Origin of the sequence: Halalkalicoccus subterraneus, from assembly GCF_003697815.1 — an archaeon.
GTDB classification, from domain to species: domain Archaea; phylum Halobacteriota; class Halobacteria; order Halobacteriales; family Halalkalicoccaceae; genus Halalkalicoccus; species Halalkalicoccus subterraneus.
Genome location: NZ_RDQG01000037.1, coordinates 76,218 through 93,350, shown reverse-complemented (window position 1 = coordinate 93,350; position 17,133 = coordinate 76,218). Strand labels below are relative to the sequence as shown.

18 protein-coding genes are annotated in these 17,133 nt (G+C 51.8%); 8 read left to right on the top strand and 10 right to left on the bottom strand.

Features of this window, described 5'->3' with window-relative positions:
* Nucleotides 1-63: 63 nt before the first annotated feature.
* From EAO80_RS10260 to EAO80_RS10245, 4 genes are all read left to right on the top strand, one after another.
* Nucleotides 64-564: an HPP family protein gene (locus tag EAO80_RS10260; protein ID WP_122089802.1), complete on the top strand. Its 501-nt coding sequence runs from the start codon at nucleotides 64-66 to the stop codon at nucleotides 562-564.
* A 510-nt stretch (nucleotides 565-1,074) separates the two neighbouring features.
* Complete coding sequence (locus EAO80_RS20800; RefSeq protein WP_162993965.1) at nucleotides 1,075-1,299, top strand: hypothetical protein; 225 nt, start codon at nucleotides 1,075-1,077, stop codon at nucleotides 1,297-1,299.
* Nucleotides 1,300-1,870: 571 nt separating this feature from the next.
* A complete protein-coding gene (locus EAO80_RS10250) occupies nucleotides 1,871-2,236 on the top strand; it encodes a group I truncated hemoglobin (RefSeq protein WP_122089800.1) in 366 nt (121 codons plus the stop codon).
* Between the two features lie 190 nt (nucleotides 2,237-2,426).
* Nucleotides 2,427-3,353 (top strand): DMT family transporter, encoded by a 927-nt coding sequence (locus EAO80_RS10245; RefSeq protein ID WP_122089799.1) that lies wholly within the window; start codon nucleotides 2,427-2,429, stop codon nucleotides 3,351-3,353.
* Nucleotides 3,354-3,367: 14 nt separating this feature from the next.
* Here the strand turns inward: EAO80_RS10245 and EAO80_RS10240 are convergent, their stop codons facing one another.
* Nucleotides 3,368-4,078, bottom strand: a complete 711-nt coding sequence (locus tag EAO80_RS10240; RefSeq protein WP_122089798.1) for a helix-turn-helix domain-containing protein — start codon at nucleotides 4,076-4,078, stop codon at nucleotides 3,368-3,370.
* A gap of 304 nt (nucleotides 4,079-4,382) precedes the next feature.
* Entirely contained in the window at nucleotides 4,383-4,760 is a 378-nt protein-coding gene (locus tag EAO80_RS21020; protein ID WP_122089797.1) for a DUF7344 domain-containing protein, read from the bottom strand.
* Nucleotides 4,761-4,998: 238 nt separating this feature from the next.
* Between EAO80_RS21020 and EAO80_RS21015 the strand changes: the two genes are divergently transcribed.
* A complete protein-coding gene (locus EAO80_RS21015; RefSeq protein WP_449404320.1) occupies nucleotides 4,999-5,277 on the top strand; it encodes a DUF7577 domain-containing protein in 279 nt (92 codons plus the stop codon).
* Nucleotides 5,278-7,492: 2,215 nt separating this feature from the next.
* On the opposite strand, the gene EAO80_RS10225 is transcribed toward EAO80_RS21015, so the two are convergent.
* The 5 genes from EAO80_RS10225 to EAO80_RS10210 all read right to left on the bottom strand — a co-directional run bounded on the left by EAO80_RS10225 (nucleotide 7,493) and on the right by EAO80_RS10210 (nucleotide 11,918).
* Nucleotides 7,493-7,705: a hypothetical protein gene (locus EAO80_RS10225; protein WP_162993964.1), complete on the bottom strand. Its 213-nt coding sequence runs from the start codon at nucleotides 7,703-7,705 to the stop codon at nucleotides 7,493-7,495.
* 99 nt (nucleotides 7,706-7,804) lie between these two features.
* Nucleotides 7,805-8,950 carry a hypothetical protein gene (locus EAO80_RS10220; RefSeq protein ID WP_245998562.1) on the bottom strand — a complete coding sequence of 382 codons (1,146 nt, stop codon included), beginning with the start codon at nucleotides 8,948-8,950 and terminating at the stop codon, nucleotides 7,805-7,807.
* Between the two features lie 232 nt (nucleotides 8,951-9,182).
* Nucleotides 9,183-9,800 (bottom strand): hypothetical protein, encoded by a 618-nt coding sequence (locus EAO80_RS20325; RefSeq protein WP_245998560.1) that lies wholly within the window; start codon nucleotides 9,798-9,800, stop codon nucleotides 9,183-9,185.
* Between the two features lie 12 nt (nucleotides 9,801-9,812).
* Nucleotides 9,813-10,478 (bottom strand): hypothetical protein, encoded by a 666-nt coding sequence (locus EAO80_RS19700; RefSeq protein WP_162993963.1) that lies wholly within the window; start codon nucleotides 10,476-10,478, stop codon nucleotides 9,813-9,815.
* Nucleotides 10,479-11,069: 591 nt separating this feature from the next.
* Nucleotides 11,070-11,918, bottom strand: coding sequence for a geranylgeranylglycerol-phosphate geranylgeranyltransferase (locus tag EAO80_RS10210; RefSeq protein WP_122089795.1), 849 nt, complete (start codon nucleotides 11,916-11,918; stop codon nucleotides 11,070-11,072).
* A 101-nt stretch (nucleotides 11,919-12,019) separates the two neighbouring features.
* On the opposite strand from EAO80_RS10210, the gene EAO80_RS20320 reads away from it, so the two are divergent.
* A complete protein-coding gene (locus EAO80_RS20320; RefSeq protein ID WP_245998559.1) occupies nucleotides 12,020-13,144 on the top strand; it encodes a transcriptional regulator FilR1 domain-containing protein in 1,125 nt (374 codons plus the stop codon).
* A 105-nt stretch (nucleotides 13,145-13,249) separates the two neighbouring features.
* Nucleotides 13,250-13,438, top strand: a complete 189-nt coding sequence (locus EAO80_RS10200) for a hypothetical protein (RefSeq protein WP_122089794.1) — start codon at nucleotides 13,250-13,252, stop codon at nucleotides 13,436-13,438.
* 73 nt (nucleotides 13,439-13,511) lie between these two features.
* Here EAO80_RS10200 and EAO80_RS19695 read toward each other — a convergent pair whose 3' ends face one another.
* From EAO80_RS19695 to EAO80_RS10190, 3 genes are all read right to left on the bottom strand, one after another.
* Nucleotides 13,512-13,652, bottom strand: a complete 141-nt coding sequence (locus tag EAO80_RS19695) for a DUF7563 family protein (RefSeq protein WP_162993962.1) — start codon at nucleotides 13,650-13,652, stop codon at nucleotides 13,512-13,514.
* A 332-nt stretch (nucleotides 13,653-13,984) separates the two neighbouring features.
* Entirely contained in the window at nucleotides 13,985-14,824 is an 840-nt protein-coding gene (locus EAO80_RS10195; RefSeq protein ID WP_122089793.1) for a hypothetical protein, read from the bottom strand.
* A 185-nt stretch (nucleotides 14,825-15,009) separates the two neighbouring features.
* Nucleotides 15,010-15,846 (bottom strand): polysaccharide deacetylase family protein, encoded by an 837-nt coding sequence (locus EAO80_RS10190; protein WP_122089823.1) that lies wholly within the window; start codon nucleotides 15,844-15,846, stop codon nucleotides 15,010-15,012.
* A gap of 153 nt (nucleotides 15,847-15,999) precedes the next feature.
* Here EAO80_RS10190 and EAO80_RS10185 point away from each other — a divergent pair, with 153 nt between their 5' ends.
* Nucleotides 16,000-17,106, top strand: a complete 1,107-nt coding sequence (locus EAO80_RS10185; RefSeq protein ID WP_122089792.1) for a C45 family autoproteolytic acyltransferase/hydolase — start codon at nucleotides 16,000-16,002, stop codon at nucleotides 17,104-17,106.
* Nucleotides 17,107-17,133 lie beyond the last annotated feature (27 nt).

Genomic DNA, 17,133 nt, shown 5'->3' with positions numbered 1-17,133 from the left:
CTGTTACGAGGCCCTGTCGATTGAATTGAACAGGCTTTACACGACGAGCGGTTGAAAGCAAACATGGTACGGCAGAGAGTCGGAACAAGTCTGTATGCGGGCTTTTTGTTTACTGTCTTAGGACTTGTTGCCTGGGCAAGCGGACAGCCGTTTGTTTTCCCCAGCCTTGGTCCGTCAGCGTTTATTCTTGCATTTGATCGACGAGGTGAACGTACCCGAACCTATCGTATCGTTGGGAGCCATCTTATCGGCGGTGTCGTAGGATTAACAGCTTATACAGTCCTCGCGGCTGGTATCTCAATCACAGCGACTCATGCTGCATTTTCGCCTAATGGGCTCCGCCTTGCAGGGAGTGGAGTTCTCTCCATTATCGTGACGAGCTGGGGAATGATTGCAACGGATACCAATCATGCGCCAGCGTGCGCAACGACATTGATTGTCTCGCTAGGGCTACTCTCAACGCCACTGCAAGTTGCGATTATCGTTATCAGTGTCGTTATCCTTGTGGAAGTCCACGCAATCGTCCTCCATCTCTTTGAGCGAGTGACTAGTGATTCACAGTAGATCTGTTCTCACAGCACGCCCGAAAGTTGATGAGTACGTCCGCCGCTAGATGTTCCCAACGAAGGACCGCTACACGCTCCATATGAGCCGTTGAAATCACAGGAGACTCCACGACGACGATACCACCATGCGTGATACTTCCAAAAGAGACCGGGCGAAGTTGAGACAGACATCCACCTCCGTATCCCTTGAGAAATCATCTGGGCGTTGCAAAACCGGGAGTGAGGCGTGCAGTTCTGTAAGTCGGTGTGTTGCCCAGTCGTTCGAGGAAACGCTCCGGGAAACACTGTGTAAAGCAATCCAAAACGGATACGACGGGGTTGATATCTCTCATATCGAGATAGAAGGCCTCTCTACACACTCCAAATTGGATGTCTGGCGAGTCAACAGGTGGTCCGATGAACCCGAGCAATCCGATCAGTACTGCCGCAGGTATGACTTTCGCTACTACGATCGGGAGCGGCTTCACCAAGAGATCCAGTATCGGGGCTGGCCGTCTGTATTCGACTAATGGCAGAATTGCCGATTAGGGACATGAATGGACTCCGGATCAACACCCAAAAACGTTTGATCAACTGGGTTTACCCGACCGAGGACAAGCCAACCGGTCGTCCCTTCAGTTCCGCATACGATACATCGGCCTGTAAACTGAGCTTCGATATTTGGCGGATCAACACCAATCTCAGCGATTCCTTCGGCAAGGAAGTCAGTTACTTCACAGGCACAGATATCTGATTCGGCGAGCGGCCAGAGATCACTTATGCCGAATTCACGCGTTCCATTTATACTGAGCCACGCACCTCGATCTACCGTCCGGATCGACGTTACCATAGATACAGATTCGATCGGTCGATACTGAGTGTGTCGCCGAATACGATACTCGCCGTAAACACGGCTTCCCGACCAGGAGCACTCATAACGAGATACTCAGTATGATTCTGTGCATTCATCGTAGATCAAGATTGAATACCGCTTCTTCAATTGCCTAACCAGCCATTCACCCCGAATCGTCGGCACAGTCATCACACAACGGTCGGTAGCAAACGGGACTCTGTGTGTCGTCCGGAAGTGATGTCTCTTGCCCGCAAGCGAAGCAGGGTGCTGTTTCTTGCGGCTCGTTTGGTGATGTATTGCGATCGGATTGGACCATTAGAGGATCGCTCTACGGCTACGTAGACAAGACACTTAGCCTATTGGCTCAGCGTAACTGGACTGCTCTGGTCCGAGCAGTACCGGAAATATTCCAAGATATGTGGTTATATTATCAAAACTGTATTAGGACATGCGAGTGTAGCCAACGGTGTCGATGAGTACTAACGAACCACTGTTCGATCGCTTGGGTGGTCAAGACGCTATTGAAACCGTCGTGGATGATTTCTATGATCGAGTGTTAAATGATGAGCAAGTTGCGCACCATTTCGAGGAGACGGATACGACTGCTCTCCGAGCCCACCAGGCACAGTTCATCTCGGCTGTAACTGGTGGCCCGGTTGACTACGATGGTGCCGATATGTACGACGCTCATGAAGGGATGGGGATCACAGATGACGAATTCGATGCCGTTGCAGAGCATTTAGATACAGCTCTCGAGATGAACGACGTTCCCAAATCGGATCGTCAACAGGTTCTAACAGAAATCGACAGCTATCGGTCAGATATTGTCGGCGCGTAGAATCCGTCTGCGGTGACGGAAAGATTCCTCCGGCTAAAGCCGGAGGAGGATGTCAATCTAAGTGAGCATCGCACCATTTGCGTGTATTCTTTCGAGACGAGGATTCGATCCGAGATTAATTGTTGATCGAATGGGCAGCCTAGTATGGCCGGTCGTGGGTTGAGAGATGGCTTAGACGTAGCAACAGGTAATGGACTCCAGACAATACGGAACGATAGCACTATTTGTCGGCCTCGCAGCCGCGTGGGGATCGTCGTTCGTCGCGATCAACGCCGGGCTTGAGTATTTCCCGCCGATTCTCTATGCGGCGCTTCGATTCGAACTCGCGGCACTAGTTATGCTCGTCTACACTATCGTCCGCGCGAATCGACTCCGCCCGAACGGGTTGGCCGAGTGGCTGCACATCCTTACGAGCGGCATCTTCATCTATGGGGGATATCACGCATTGCTCTTCGTTGGCCAGCAGTACGTTACGAGCGCCGTCGCGGCGATTCTCGTCTCTACTGCGCCGATTCTAACGATCGGGTTTGCTCACGTACTCTTGGCCGACGAGCGGGTTGCTGTCGCCGGAATACTTGGAATCGTCGTCAGTTTTGTCGGCGTTGCGCTCGTTGCGCGTCCCGACATTAGCGGGGTCCTCTCAGGTGGTTCACAGGGAGAACTCTTGATCGTCGCAGCGGCGGTGTCAACCGCCATAGGATCGGTTTTCGTTCAGCGCTATCCGGTCGATCTGTCTCTTGAATCGAGACAGGCGTGGGCAATGGTGCTCGGTGCGATCGAACTGCAGGCGATCAGCCTCGGGCGCTCGGAATCAATTGCGTCGATCCAGTGGTCTCCCGAAGCGATTGGTGTCCTCGCGTATCTCGTTGTGGTTCCCACCGTCATTGGATTCCTTGCATACTTTGCATTGCTCGACAGACTGGGATCAATCGAAACGAACCTCATTGAGTACGTGACACCGGTTTTTGCCGCACTGATCGGCTGGCTTTGGCTTGGCGAGGAGATTGACACGATGTCGCTCCTCGGATTTCTGGTTATTCTCTTTGGATTCGCACTACTCAAATATGAGACTCTGCGGGGCGAATTCCTGCAGTGCTGCCGGTTCCTCTCATCGTAGGCTCATAGATCGGCTCACTTCGGTGGGGGATCAAGTAGCTTCGCCTCCACCTTGTGAAGGTGTTCGTGCAGAGTCGAGGTTGCGATTCCCAACTCCGTAGCCAATGCACGTGCTGAACACTGCTTCGGCCAATCGTAATATCCCCACTCACGAGCGAGTTCAAAGACCTCACGCTGTCGCTGTGAGAGTTCGTAAAGCGGGAGGCGACTATTGTCGGTTATCGAGGCTGCTGAGGTGATTTTTCTAACGGTAATCTCTGCGTTTTTCTCCTCACGGATGGTATCGAGGACAGCCCGAATCTGTTCTTTGTTATGGTTTGTTAACAGTGTCCAATACTCGAAGCCATCTGTGGAGTGAACTGGTTCGAAGACAAATCCGCGCGAGGTGAACGCCTGCGTGATCTGCGTCCCGCCGTCCTGCTCGACAAGCACTTCCTGGGTTGCGTTCCCCGGTGACGCGACTGAACCGGTATCGTAATCGAGACTCATTTCGGCGACAGAACAGACAGGTGGCGAGTTTCGAACGAAATCGATCGCCTCGTCGATCGTTGTTTGATCATCCGCATAAAACGTACAGAGACTTGTTGCATGATCGTCCACCGTTGTGTATATCCCGTAGCTGAGAATTCCGATATCGATCTGTTCAGTGACGTGGGTTGTCCAGCAATCAGGGTGCCAAATCTTCAGTGACAGCCGAAGCGCATTGTCGGGCTCATCAACAGTCATACTTGTTCTACGGTTCTAAACGCGGTGAATCTGTTGACTGATGGAACTGGCACTAATTATGATGTCCGCGGATATAGTCTCGACTCGTACAGTTGCTCCGTTCGCGTCTGGACTAATCGTCGAACTCGGTAGGCGTTTACCACTGTAGTCTGTCCATGGACGACCATTATCCGGAGTAGAATCTCTCGGGAGGGTACTTGGCTAGAGCTGTCACCAGCCGTTTACGGGACGTACCAGCACTGGTAGTTGTACCGCTCGAACAACCGTCTCTGTGAAGGTAAGTCGTTTTGAGTTGATTTGAGAGCTACTCTCGGTGTACTAGTTCGTCCTGTCTTACGCGGGCGACCCACGTTTCGAGGACGTGATGGGGCCAATATCGGACTAGTTCGTCTCGCGTATCGAAATCAATGAGTTCGACATCAGCAAGAACAGGGAGGTGCCAGTGGTACAGATCGGCAGCCACGTCTTGGTACTGCTCACGAGTGAGTGCTGTCTGTGCGCATGCTGCTTCGAGAGTTGCGACTTCCTCAATAAGCATCTCAAACTCGATGAGATCGTCAGTCAAATCGACTACCGCATAGAGCGCGAATCGTCGGCGTTGATTCGCTAGTAGCTCCAAGACTGTATCCAGTGAAAGAGTTGTTTCGATTATGGAGCTCTCTGTAGGCTTAGGCCGAGTCATAGACGATGGAACCGTATCATTATCTCTTCGAAGAATATCGGGCTGATATAATTCTGTTGCCTTCCCTCAGTAGGAGATACAATCGGCGTGAGGGAATCCTGGAAATTCGAATACTGATCCTCTCAAATGGAGGAAAACAGCATATGGACGTATGTGTTCAACGATTATAGTTCATATATTCAAGTCAGAAACAAATGAAAAATCTCATTGAGCTTGGCACGCTATACCAAACGAGAGGATGGTATCGTCTAGCCAACTACTCGCGATTCTCTTTATCGGCCTACTTTGGTACGGCCTCAGTCAGTACTATCTCAGGCGGTGGAAACAAGAGAGCGACAACGGAGGCACTTCGTTACGTTCAGTGACTCAGCCACAATCGTCTCCCCTTAATCAAGCTATATCAGACCCCCCATCAAGTAGACTGTGCCGAGCATGCCACACAAAAAATGATCTCTTCTATACATATTGTAAGCACTGTATCAGCGAACTTCCTAGATCCGACAAACCACCGCCATGAAACCACTGCATATACCGCGCTATATACTCTCCATATTAATTGAGTCCAGTAGGAATCAACGGTCTATCGAACTAGATACTGTCAAAACGATTCTGACGAGCGTAATCATTCATCTGCATAGGAAGTAGAGAAATCACTGCCAAACCAAACGACGGAGAAACGGTATGACGAGAATGAAACCATGACTCCAGTAACTCTACTCTAATCACACCGTGGTGTGATATGCTTGCGGAGCTAGAACCGCCAAAATCGTTTTTACTATCGACACTACTATTGTACTATACTAGAGTTGGTTGTAGTTGTTACTGCCGCTACTCTGCTTACCTGATTTGTTCTTTCGGACTACTCTTAATTGTATTGATTTGGTGTTAGGATATCACGCTTATCATGGGGGTTGCTCGATTTCCCTATCACAACGATCGTGATATGCGTCTGCCGCATTTTTATCGACGATAACGAGTTTCTTCGAGCGTCGTTTCGTCTGTTCAACGTCGTCTTTGCCCAATTTGTTGAGGAAGTCCATAACGCGGACCACCGTTTGTGTATGAGGCTTCGTTCCTTCAGCAGCGGTAATCCCTTCGTAATTATTTGCCTAACAAGTACGAGCCCAGCAGGCGCTTTCTCGGCGCACTCATGAACGTCGCGTGCGATGCGATCGAGATGCGAGTCGAAGCGAAACCGATGACAGGTGATGGGGAGCCGCTGCACCCAGATATGGGTGCTGCCGCGGTCGGGATAGGGGTTAGGGCCGTCCGCGACAGGTGCATCTACATACTGACGCCTTGTTAACTTTTCTGTAATTAGTATTTATTTATAACCATCAGCTGTTACGGAAGCGAGAGGGCGACACCTTCGGATGACTTGAGTGATCAGTAGTGACCGCCCGATTCGGAGCCGGAATCACTCACTGACTCCGGTGGTGTCTTGCAGTTCCAATCATGGCAAGGTGTTCGTATCCGATTCGCCTGCTAGTTGTGCGTCGAAAATCCCTCCGAATCGGAAAGGTTCTCATGAACGAGAGAGTGGGGTGGGTATGCGTGCAGCCAGGGGCTAGGCAGGCTGCAGTAACTCATAGAGCATCAATTGTATTAGTTAATTGGTGTTTATCGACAGAGAGTTGGCTAACCTTGTGCATCATCTGCCAAGTGAGGACGGGTGGTATTGCACAAGGTATCTGAACAGATCCTCGATTAACCCAGTCTGCACCGCAGGGCTCCCGGAAATTCAACACTCGGCTCCAATTTCCTGAGAAATCTGCCAGATGGTGGACTGTATAGGGAGTCTTTTCGCTCCCTCCTAAAGAGATGATCTTCGTGGCGTCTCCAATCTCAGTAGCGACAATTCATTTGGGTGCTAGATTTAATAACTAGTAGTGTGAATCTAACGATAGGGTACACGCCTTCATGAGAGGGCAGGACTGAGGCCATAGTTGACTCCTGCACTCCACCGCAGGCGTCCAGGCGTGCATGCCCTTCTCCAGAACACAACCAGAGAGCCACTTCGATCCCTCCTTGTGACTCGAGAGACCGGTCATCCACGCCTGGCACATATTATTAGCACCCGGAGCATCATATATCTTATCACTTTATTGAAATTAATATGATATGAAGAAATAATAGAATAATCGAATGATAATAGAACTACTGTGAAAACCACAAGGAACGTTCTAGCCTCCTGGTAACTAATAGGTAGGTACTACTACTAGTTCACGGGAGGGTCACCCTCCTACTCCCGGCCGTGGCCTCAGGGCCGGGAGCCTGCGTCATCTTCAGCCTGTCAGTAGATACCGAGTCGGTGGTACTAACGGTGAGACAGGGTCCAACGTGCACTCATCATTAAAGTCCAAGATTCGAAACTATAACCAAAAAGATTAAGTATATTGACATGGTAGTAATTGGTGGCGGTCGCCTCCCCTGTACGCCGCCACTGAGGGTACCTACCCCTTCGATCATTGTTGGACCTCCCACGCCGGGGAGGTTTTTGGCAGCACGTCAGATCTCACATCAGTGTCGCCATTAGTACCGCCTTCACTCTCGGCAAAGGTGACTGCTAGAGCATCGATTAACAGTCACACCAGGATCGGCTGACGAGGATCATACTCGGGATACTTGCTCGACTGATGCTGCTGACCTTGTGCAACATCGGTCATTCTTGAAAGGCGGTTGTTGCACAAGGCTAAGGAAATAACAATCTCAACAGCTACCCGGCGGAGATGTCACTCAGATGTTCCACCATCCGTTGCCGGAATCGCCTGTGTGAGGTCGGCCATCTGCTGAGTTGCCTCCGTCTCAGTCTCCTCACAACGGTGCTGCTCGGCGTCTCCAATTGGGAGGAAGAGGTCCGCGTTACTCGGCGATGGCTCATACGCGAGTCGATCGAGAATCAGCGGCGTATACGTCTCCTTGAAGTAGTCCGTAAGATTCCCCATGACACTCTCCATTGCGGCATGGATATCACGCTCACGCCGAGGGATCTCGGCGGTCACACCACCTTATCAACCCCATCATAGGGGGATAAAGAAGGAAAGTTAGATATCCTCACCCCCGTCCGTTGCGACTTCCGCGTTCATGAGCACGTCCATCTCGGCGGCTGCGTCCGACGTGAGCTTCTCCCGCTCATCGTTGTCGTCCTGGTCGTGATCGTGCTGCTGGGCATGGTCGGAGCCAGTTGAATCAGTCCCACTCGACCGGGAGGAAGACTGAGATCGTGTCTGGTGAGAGGAGCCGCCCGATTTCCCAAGAATCTTCTTACTGCTATTTGTGTCGCGGAACCCGAACCCATCCTGGTTGGCGATCTCGGTAGTGAGCTCGTCGACGTGACTCCACGACCAAGCGCCGTCAAGAACCGAGGATTGGATCTCGGAGACGCTCATAGCAGCTGCGTTACGGTGAAGCTCGATCTTGATAGCTTGGACCCGCTCGTCCCGATCGAGGACAGCAGCGGGTTTCCGGTCGATCGGTGGTGCATTCGGATCAATGCCCATCTCCTCCAAGCGCGATTCGTGAATGTACAGATCGGCGTTCTTGGGGTGATGCACTAACTCGAGGTCGTCTATCACGTCCGGGAGGTACTTGTTAATCGTCGGTTGCGACGATCCGGCGACGTCCTCGATCGTCTCGACAAGTGTCTCCTCGGGAATGTTCTTGTCCAATCCAACGGTGTCCCTGATTTGGTCACAGATGACCTCGTGCTTCTCTGCCGGGGTCGTAGGGTTGCATTCCTCCTCCTGTTCGTGATCATCCTGCTGTTTGAACTCATCAAATTTCTTAAACTTCTCCACGATCCTTCTCATTCGGCCACCCTCCCGATACTCGCGGATCGCGTACGCGAACATGACACCGGGGTTCATGCCGTTGGATCGGGCGACCGAGGCAAACACCTCCTTCGTTGGTGGGTGGACCCCCACTCGGACCCGGCACTTCTCCTGTTCGGAGAGCGGGGTCGTAGTTGCGTTTGTTTTTTCTATCTGTGATGGACCCCCTGTCTGGAGGGTATCGGAGATCTCCCTCTCAGCCTCTGCGAACTCGTCGATATCAATGTACTGCCGCATCGCCTGACTGGCGAAAATTCCGCCGTAGAGGTCTGTGTCGCCCCAGACCTCATAGATGAGGTTGCAGTACCGTTCCCATTCCTTGACAGGAACGAACCAATCAAGCTCGGTGAGATATGCCATTAAGAAGTCACCTCCACAACAGGACTGCTACCGTTAGTAGCGGTAGCGGTCTCATCAACTACCGCTACTAGCGGGAGTACAGTGGTGGTGGTGGTGGCGGTGGTGGTTGGGTGGTTGCTGACCCTGTCTTGTTTGTTAGGGCCTCTTCTTGCTGTTTTCCCGTCTTGCGGGGGTTCCTCTCCACCCTCCCCACACTCTCGCCGGTCACATACAGAAAAAATAAACGCTCTTGTCATTCGTCCCCCACCTTGGTTGGACCGGTCGTGACTTCATGACATCGTGGGCACTCAACCAGCCCGCTGATGCTCGTATCGGACGGGAGAATCTCTCCGCAGGTTAGACAAGTGAGTACATCAGCGGCCCAACTGGTTAGACTATCCAACGTATCGGTTTCATTGATTTCCAAGTTGTCTTTCGCGGATGTAGCAGCTCCTATAGCGTTGGTAAGCATTTCTGGGGACGTGGTTGAAGTACAACTCTCACCGAACGTTGTTTCACCGGAGATCTCAGACTCGTCTGGCAGGACGACGCACCGTTCCTTGTACGACAATCTATCTTTGCGACGATTCTTCTGTTTGACGTAAAGGCGCCCCTTCGTCAGGTCGGTGAGTGCGTTGATCGTTCGACTGGCGAGCTTCTGACTGTATTCTTTGTTGACGCCCGGTTCGTTGTGAAGCCACTGAGCAAGCTCGCCAGCATCGACGTACTCGCGCACCCCGTTGCAACCCTGATTCCAGAGCGTACTTCGTTCTTGTTCGTGGTCCTGCGCGAGGCTTATTGAGGGGTTGCTGACGAGCAGCGAACCGCTCGGTCGACGGCGAGCGCTGACGCTGTGGGAGTGTCCACTCATTGCTCGTGTGGACTACTCCTGCTGGGCGCTCGTTCGGGTTGCTGAACGTCTGGCTCGCTGGAGCTCGCCGATTGCTGGGTCGGGAGGTGAATCAGCAGTCTTGGCCTGGGCGTGGTAGAGGCCATCTCTTAACGAGCAGTAGTCGTTCTGAGAGACGTCACGGCAGGTCTGACAGCAGTGTGCGCTCGGTGTTTCGAGATCAGCGAACGCAACACGCGTGTACTCCGTGTCGGACGAACAGTTGCACAGTGGTGTCCGCTGCTCGTCCTTACGCTCGATATGGTAGGTGGTGTTTGTGAGTTCTGGTAGGTCAGCGGTTGGGAGGAGTGCTACTGGTCCGTCAGTGATGGCTGATCCTTCGCTTGGCGGGCTTGTGTGGATCGTGTGGACGTCCGAAAGGATGAGGGCCCCGTCGTTTGAGTGTGCTGTTGTCGTGAGGCGGGTCGCAAGGAGGTGCTCACTGTATCCGAGTGTCGGTGAGGAGATGGTCTGATGGGCACAACCAGGACAGGAGAGTCCCGTGAGTGTGTAAGCTGATGCGTCCTCTGGACAGATTGCAAGCAGAATACAGCGATCGTTGGCGTCGAACGGGTGATCGCAATGAGTGCATGTCGACCCAGTTGGGAGGCGAGTGCCGGCGAACAGTTGGGTAAGACTGGTGTCGACTTCGATTCGCATTAGACCGTCACCTCCTTGCTCGGAACTCGTATCAGTGAGTACGTCGGGCATGTCGAAGGAACGAGCTTGTAAGATTGGCTGTCGCTAGTGTAGCGAACTACTTCTGCGATGGACTGTACTCTATCGTCGGTTGGTACCGTGAGAAAACCTTTATTCCCAGGGCACCGTGGTGTTGTTGGCGTCATCGTGATTGCATGTGTGGTTAACTGGTTGCTCGACTCAATCGAGTCCAGCCACATCGACGCCTTCCGTTAACGCGGGGACCACTCACAGTCCAAGTTCCTACGTTGAGTGTGAGTGGGACCCCGTAAACGGGATACGACGCTATGGGCTGATCCAATCGAGTAGCTACCCTATTCTGGCTGTAGCTGAAACGGGAACCCCCGTACAGCTATGCTGATGTACTCCTGGTTCGGATCAGATATCGACCATCCAGTATGAACCATGCGATGGAGCCCATATAATTTCATCCCTGTTTACGGTGTCAACCCCCGTGAAACACACCTACTATATACTATATCTTTATTGTAACAATGTTAGCAACCGAACGTAGTCTTCTAAATAGTAACCAGAGTAGATATACTCGTTATATTATGTGATTGTTGCTAGCCGGCCACCGATGAAGGCCGCAGCCGTGAGAAATGTCCCATACTTCAGCACCGATTGTCCTCTCGTTGGATCGGTAAAGCTGATCCAACCAGCATACAGCATTGCGAGGGTTGCTGGCACGACAAGTACGAGATACAGCCTTCCAAGTGTGCCATAGAGATAGGGGAGTGGTATCAGCAGAGCCATCAGACAAAGGACGACAGCAGCACCCACAAGTGCCCGATGCGTTCCGATCACGATTGGAAGCGTCTTGAGATCGTTTTCCTGATCACCAGCGAGATCCTCTACGTCCTTGATAACTTCTCGAGAAAAGGTTGCCAGTGTTGCTATGGCGAATAGTATCCCAGGAGCTGTGAGGCTCTCGACGGCGGCTCCACCGAATAAAAATGCACTCCCGCCGAGATAGGCTATGGCAGCATTCCCGACTCCTGGTAATCCCTTCAAGAGAGGTGTGTAGATCACCAGAAGACCAATATTTATGAGCGCTATCGCGATCGCAATTGGCGGGAGAGTCAGTGACAGTCCCCCAGCAAGGATAAAGAGTATTGCACTGAACAGAAGTGTCGTTCGAGGCGTAACTGCGCCACGCGGAAGTGGTCGCTCCGGATTTGTGATTTGGTCAACCTCTCTGTCGAAATAGTCATTGATTGCGTTCCCTGCTCCTGTTGCGAGAACCGTTACGAGGGCTGCGATAGTGACGGATTCAGCACTACCAACGAGCTCACTCCCTTGTGCGATAAACGCCCCAGTGAACGTCAGTATTCCAGCGACGAGTGCATTTACTGGTCGAGTGAGTTCGAGTACCCCACGAACGCGCTCATCAACCGCCATTAGATACTCGGGGTTACTTGATCACTGCAAAAAGTCAATCGAAGCTACTTGGAGATCCCATATCGGGGTATTATTTACACGCTATCAAAAATCAGGTTATAATGCAACGAGAGTCGATTCCAGTAGCTACACTCGAGGAGGAACGCACCGCAACAAATCCCCTCAACGGTGAGCAGTTCATCGTTCGTGTCGCAATCAACGAACTCATCGATTCGACGTGCTGGGATATCCTGCGTGCGCTAGATGGAACCGCGTCAACCCCAACTGGCATTGAAAATCAGGGGATTGTGTCCCGACAGACTGCTTCAGAGCACCTCGCAGCGTTCTCACGGCACGGGCTCATCAATCAGAAACCATCGACACCACTCGAATATACCCTCACATATGGAGGAGTGTTTGTCCTAGAGGCTGTCCAAGACTGTCTTTCGGAGATCTCTCGCGAGCAGCTTTCATTCCTGACTCGGTCATCCCGACCGCTCCAACTACTACGAACACTGCGAACGCGTCCTGCGACACGGAGCGAACTCACGACGCCAGGTGAAGATTCACCATCCAGTGTTACAATCTGGCGTGCCTTGCAAGCGTTTGTGGAATACGGGTGGTGTGAGACGGACTCAGGCTCGTACGCTCTCACCTCGTCTGGAGAACATGCCCTCTCTGTCTACGAGGAGTTGCTTACGCTGGGCGAGCAGGCTATTGAGAAGGCACCCTTCTTACAGCGCCTCTCGACAACGTGGAGTGACTTTCCGACACACGCTCTCACTGATGCGGAGCTCGTCGCATCGGAACCAATCTCTCCTGGGCTCGTTGTCGAGTCTGCACTCAAACTGTGTGATCCACAAACGCGAGAATTCCGTATTCTCACGTCAGTATTCAATCCAACCCTGTTTGACGGGTATCACAAGTTGCTGAAACTAGGTGTCGTCTTAGAACCGATTGTCGATGCCTCTGTCTACGAGATGATTTGTGCCAATGACGACTTCCACTATCTCCTCGATAATTCTGCATACGAACGTTATACGCTCTCGCGACTCGAGAATTCACTCACTCTTGGTATTGGACTGTATGATGAGCGGAAGATCGCGGTCGGGACATACAATGAAGTCGGTGATGGCAATCATATTGCCGTACTCATTAGTGAACACGAGGATTTGATCGAGTGGGGAACGAATATCTACGAGACATACCGAGAGAAGGCTCTCCCGCCTGCTGAATCGGATTATTAACCACATGTGTGAGCCGCAGACAGGGTCGGAAGCACGCTAGGCAGAACAGACGGTTTTTCTTAGAAATATAGAAGAACTATATGGTTTATCGAGAGAGACGTAGCTATGACGAATCGTCTCGATCGACCGGGTGTCGATCTCGTCCTTGGACTCGGCGAGCGGAATACGCCGCGCCCGTGTGCGACCGATGATTGTGAGCACGATGCCGACTACTATGTGCTGACTGATGATGTGCTCTCGGAGTACGTCTGCGAAGAACATCTTGAGCGGACTGTCGAACGAGCACAGGCCTGAATTCCCTTCTTGTTCAATATAAAGGTCCTATTTACTCCGTTTAGCTGCAGGAGGCCGATAGCGACTAAGCGGTTCAGTGGCCAGTTGCTTTCCCGTTCTTGATTGCCGTCGCACTCAGACAGTCGGGACAGCCATAGAGCGTCCCGTCGTTGTCAGCGAAGACGCGGTGGAAATCGGCGGTCACGTGCTGGCCACACCCGTCACACTGGGGCATACTCGCTCATCACGGAGGGTGATTATCAACTTTCGGCTGCATAATAGGCCACAGCAGAGCACTGGGAACACGATCTCGTACGCGATACTCACTGCGAACCCTGTACTCGGTAAACGGCGTCTTAGAATGGACCCGAATATTGCACACTGATTCAGAGTACTGATCGCCTCCCAACGAATAAATACGGTCACACTGTACTATACCAGTATGAACAAAGAGGCGGTCAAGCGGATGCGTGAACTCCGCAACGAGAAGTCCGATCTCTACAAAAAGATGGGACAGGTCGGTTCCGGTAGCGATACCGACGAATAACCCCGACTACGTTTTCTCAATCAGTTCTCTGTCGACGTCAGTTCAGTGAGCGTCTCACGTGCATCTTCTAGAATTCGGTCGAGTACCGATGTTGGTGGGTCATTCGGTCGTCGGCCCTCAATTGTCTCCGTGAACGCCTTAGTAAAGTAACGATGCCACAGCTGAAAGAGTTCATCGCGTTCCCAGAGTCGGTTACAACGAACATCAGCGTGAAACGTTCGAATATACTTCGACTGCAGGACAGTGCGATCGATCGACTCCTGGACCACAGCAGTTGCCATCCCTAGCTCTTGTTCGATAAGATATTCGAGTGTGTTTGTCGCCGTTCGGTGATTAGCATCCGGGAATAGATGCAGTCCAACTAGTGCACGAACCCAATGAGCACTTTGTGCTGGCAATGGATCATTCGTCGGAAATTCTCGAATGAGCCGGTGGATCGCTGTGTCTTGGACGTTCCGTATTCGCTGGCGGGTTAGATCTCGGTTGTTGCGGATCCACCCATAGGTCTGCTCAGACTCTCTGCTGAGCTCGAGATTAATCGCCTTCACTGTTTGCCCATCTAGTGAACTAAAATCGCAGAGACGCTGGCTGTCCGCCGGGAACTGCTCTGGCGCGATGTTCTGCACCTCAAAGAGGCCGTCATTTACTGGAACAGGAGACAGATCTCGGGCCAAATCTGTCCCATAGGGGGTGATTGTGTACGTGTCGTAGCCGATTTTTCGTACTGCTCCAATGCGGGCTAGATCCTCAAGCTGTAATCGAATGACGTTCTCTCGGAAGCGGTTCTCGGAGAGTTGACCGGCACTTAGTTGGGAGTGGGTACAGAGCTGATCCAGTATCTCTCGGTCCGATCGGTACATCGGTGCTGCCGGCTCGATAAAATCACGATAGGAATGGGGACCAGTTGTGCCCGACACAGCAGGGGTTTCACTGTACCAGCTGTTAGTATTATCTATCACGCCGAGTGGCTCAGCGATGGTCGGGTTTGTAGACTCGCTGGTATAGCGGAGACTTCTCTGGATCTTCTCTCAAAGCGACTTGAGAGTTACCTCCGTTCGGCAGCGATCTCCTCGAACGTTTTGAACTCTACACCGGGCTTCGACTGCATATGGCGAACGAGTTCCTCTACATAGAGGGGACGTGGAGGTTGACCAATTACCTGTGGGTGCATTGTGAGCGCAAAAATTCCGTTATCGACGTTGTCGTACATCCAGTCAAACTGGGCCTTCCACATTCCGAAGACTTGCTCCTCATCGGGTGCACCGCCTTGGGAATCGGCGCCAAGAATGAACTGGAACGGAGGCCAATCGTCTCGGTGCCAAGAGACCGGAATCTCAAGAATGTCGGTCTCTTCTCCAGGATCGTACGGCTCATCCGGGTTTGCACTCCAGTTCTCGCGGACATAATACGGTTCGAAATCATTTCCCATCAAACTGGAGTCCCACTCCATCCCGAGTTCTTGAATGATCCCTAGCGTGTGTTTTGAGTAGTCCCAGTAGGGGGAACGATAGCCGGTCGGTTTTTCTCCAGTAAGATCACGGATCGATTCAATTGCACGTTCCCCATCCGCCTTCTCATCCTCCCGTGTCTCGAAATTTGCGGGGTTTGTATGCTTCCACCCGTGGTGTTGGATGTCGTAGCCTCTATCGTGTATCTCACCACAGGCTTCCGGAAAACTGTCGATAGTGTGTCCGGGAATGAACCACGTTGCAGGGATCTCTAATTTATCGAGGAGATCTAGCATCCGTGGTGTGCCAACCTCGGCCCCATACACACCCCTCGAATGCTTTGTTGGGCTTTCAAGAAAATCGAAGCTATGTAGCCAAATCGATACTGCATCGAAGTCGAATCCAAGTGCTACCGTCGCGTTTGTTTCTGCCATGGTATAGCACCCCATACGACTATCTAAATGATAAATGTAATGGTCATGCGATTTTCATTATTTTCTATTCTAGTATGTGTTGAAAGATTATAACAAACTTCGCAACAAATGGGCAACACTTATTGGATTGTGTGTGGATAGTTGCCACACAATATGTCGCAAGTGAAAACCGGTCTTCGAGGCCTACAATTAACTGGAACGCCGTACGAACGTGGCGTAACACACGGCACCGAGTTCGCAGACGAAATCGCGACCAACGTCGAAATCTACCTCGATATTTTTGAGTATAAAGGGACGGACGAAGACACCGTCTACGAACAAGCCGAAGAGTTCATCCCACTCATAGAGGAAGAGAACGAAGAATATTCGGAGGAAATGAGAGGAGTTGCTGAGGGGAGTGGGCTATCCTTGAAGGACATTACTGTATTAAACGCACGATACGAAGTAATGTATAGTGCGTTTAAACAGGCTGCTGACGAAGTTGACGAAGCGAGTCCAGACGCATGTACTGCGTTCGCCGCTCAGCCTGAAATAACGGCTGACGGACATACGTATCTCGGTCAAAACTGGGATTGGATGCCTGGTCTCGAAACGTTCGTCATGGACATTCGTCGAGACGATAAACCGAACATGGTAGCCATGACCGAAGCCGGGATCGTCGGCGGCAAAATCGGCGTCAACGAGCACGGTTTGGGAATGACGCTCAATGGGCTGGTTACCGCAAAGGATGGCGAAAATCCGTTTCGCAAACCATACCACGTCCGATTTAGGGAAGTACTGGACGCCGAACGAATGGACAGTGCAATTGCACCCCTGATCACAAAAGACCGGGCGTGTTCTGGAAATGTTATTGTTGCACACGAAGAGGGTGAAATGGTCAATCTCGAGATTGCACCAGAGACGGCGAATTATCTGTATCCGCAAGATCACCTGCTAACACATGCAAATCACGTCGAAGACCGGAGTTCCATGAACAGTGAGTTCGAGAAACTGATTCCAGACACGCTCTGTCGAGCTCCGCGTCTCAAAAGACTTCTTTCAAAACACGCCGGAGAGATCGATAGCGATGTTCTCACTGAGAGTCTCCAAGATCACTTCGGACGGCCGAATAGTATCTGCCGTCATCCAAACGAAGCTGACCCAGAACTGGATCAGCTCCAGACGAATGGTAGCTACGTGATGGATCTAACCGAGCGCCGTCTGCTCGGTACTGCCGGGCCACCATGCGAGAACGAATACAAGGAGTTTAGCGCCGCATAAGTACTCGTTTCTCATTACTACTCCGAA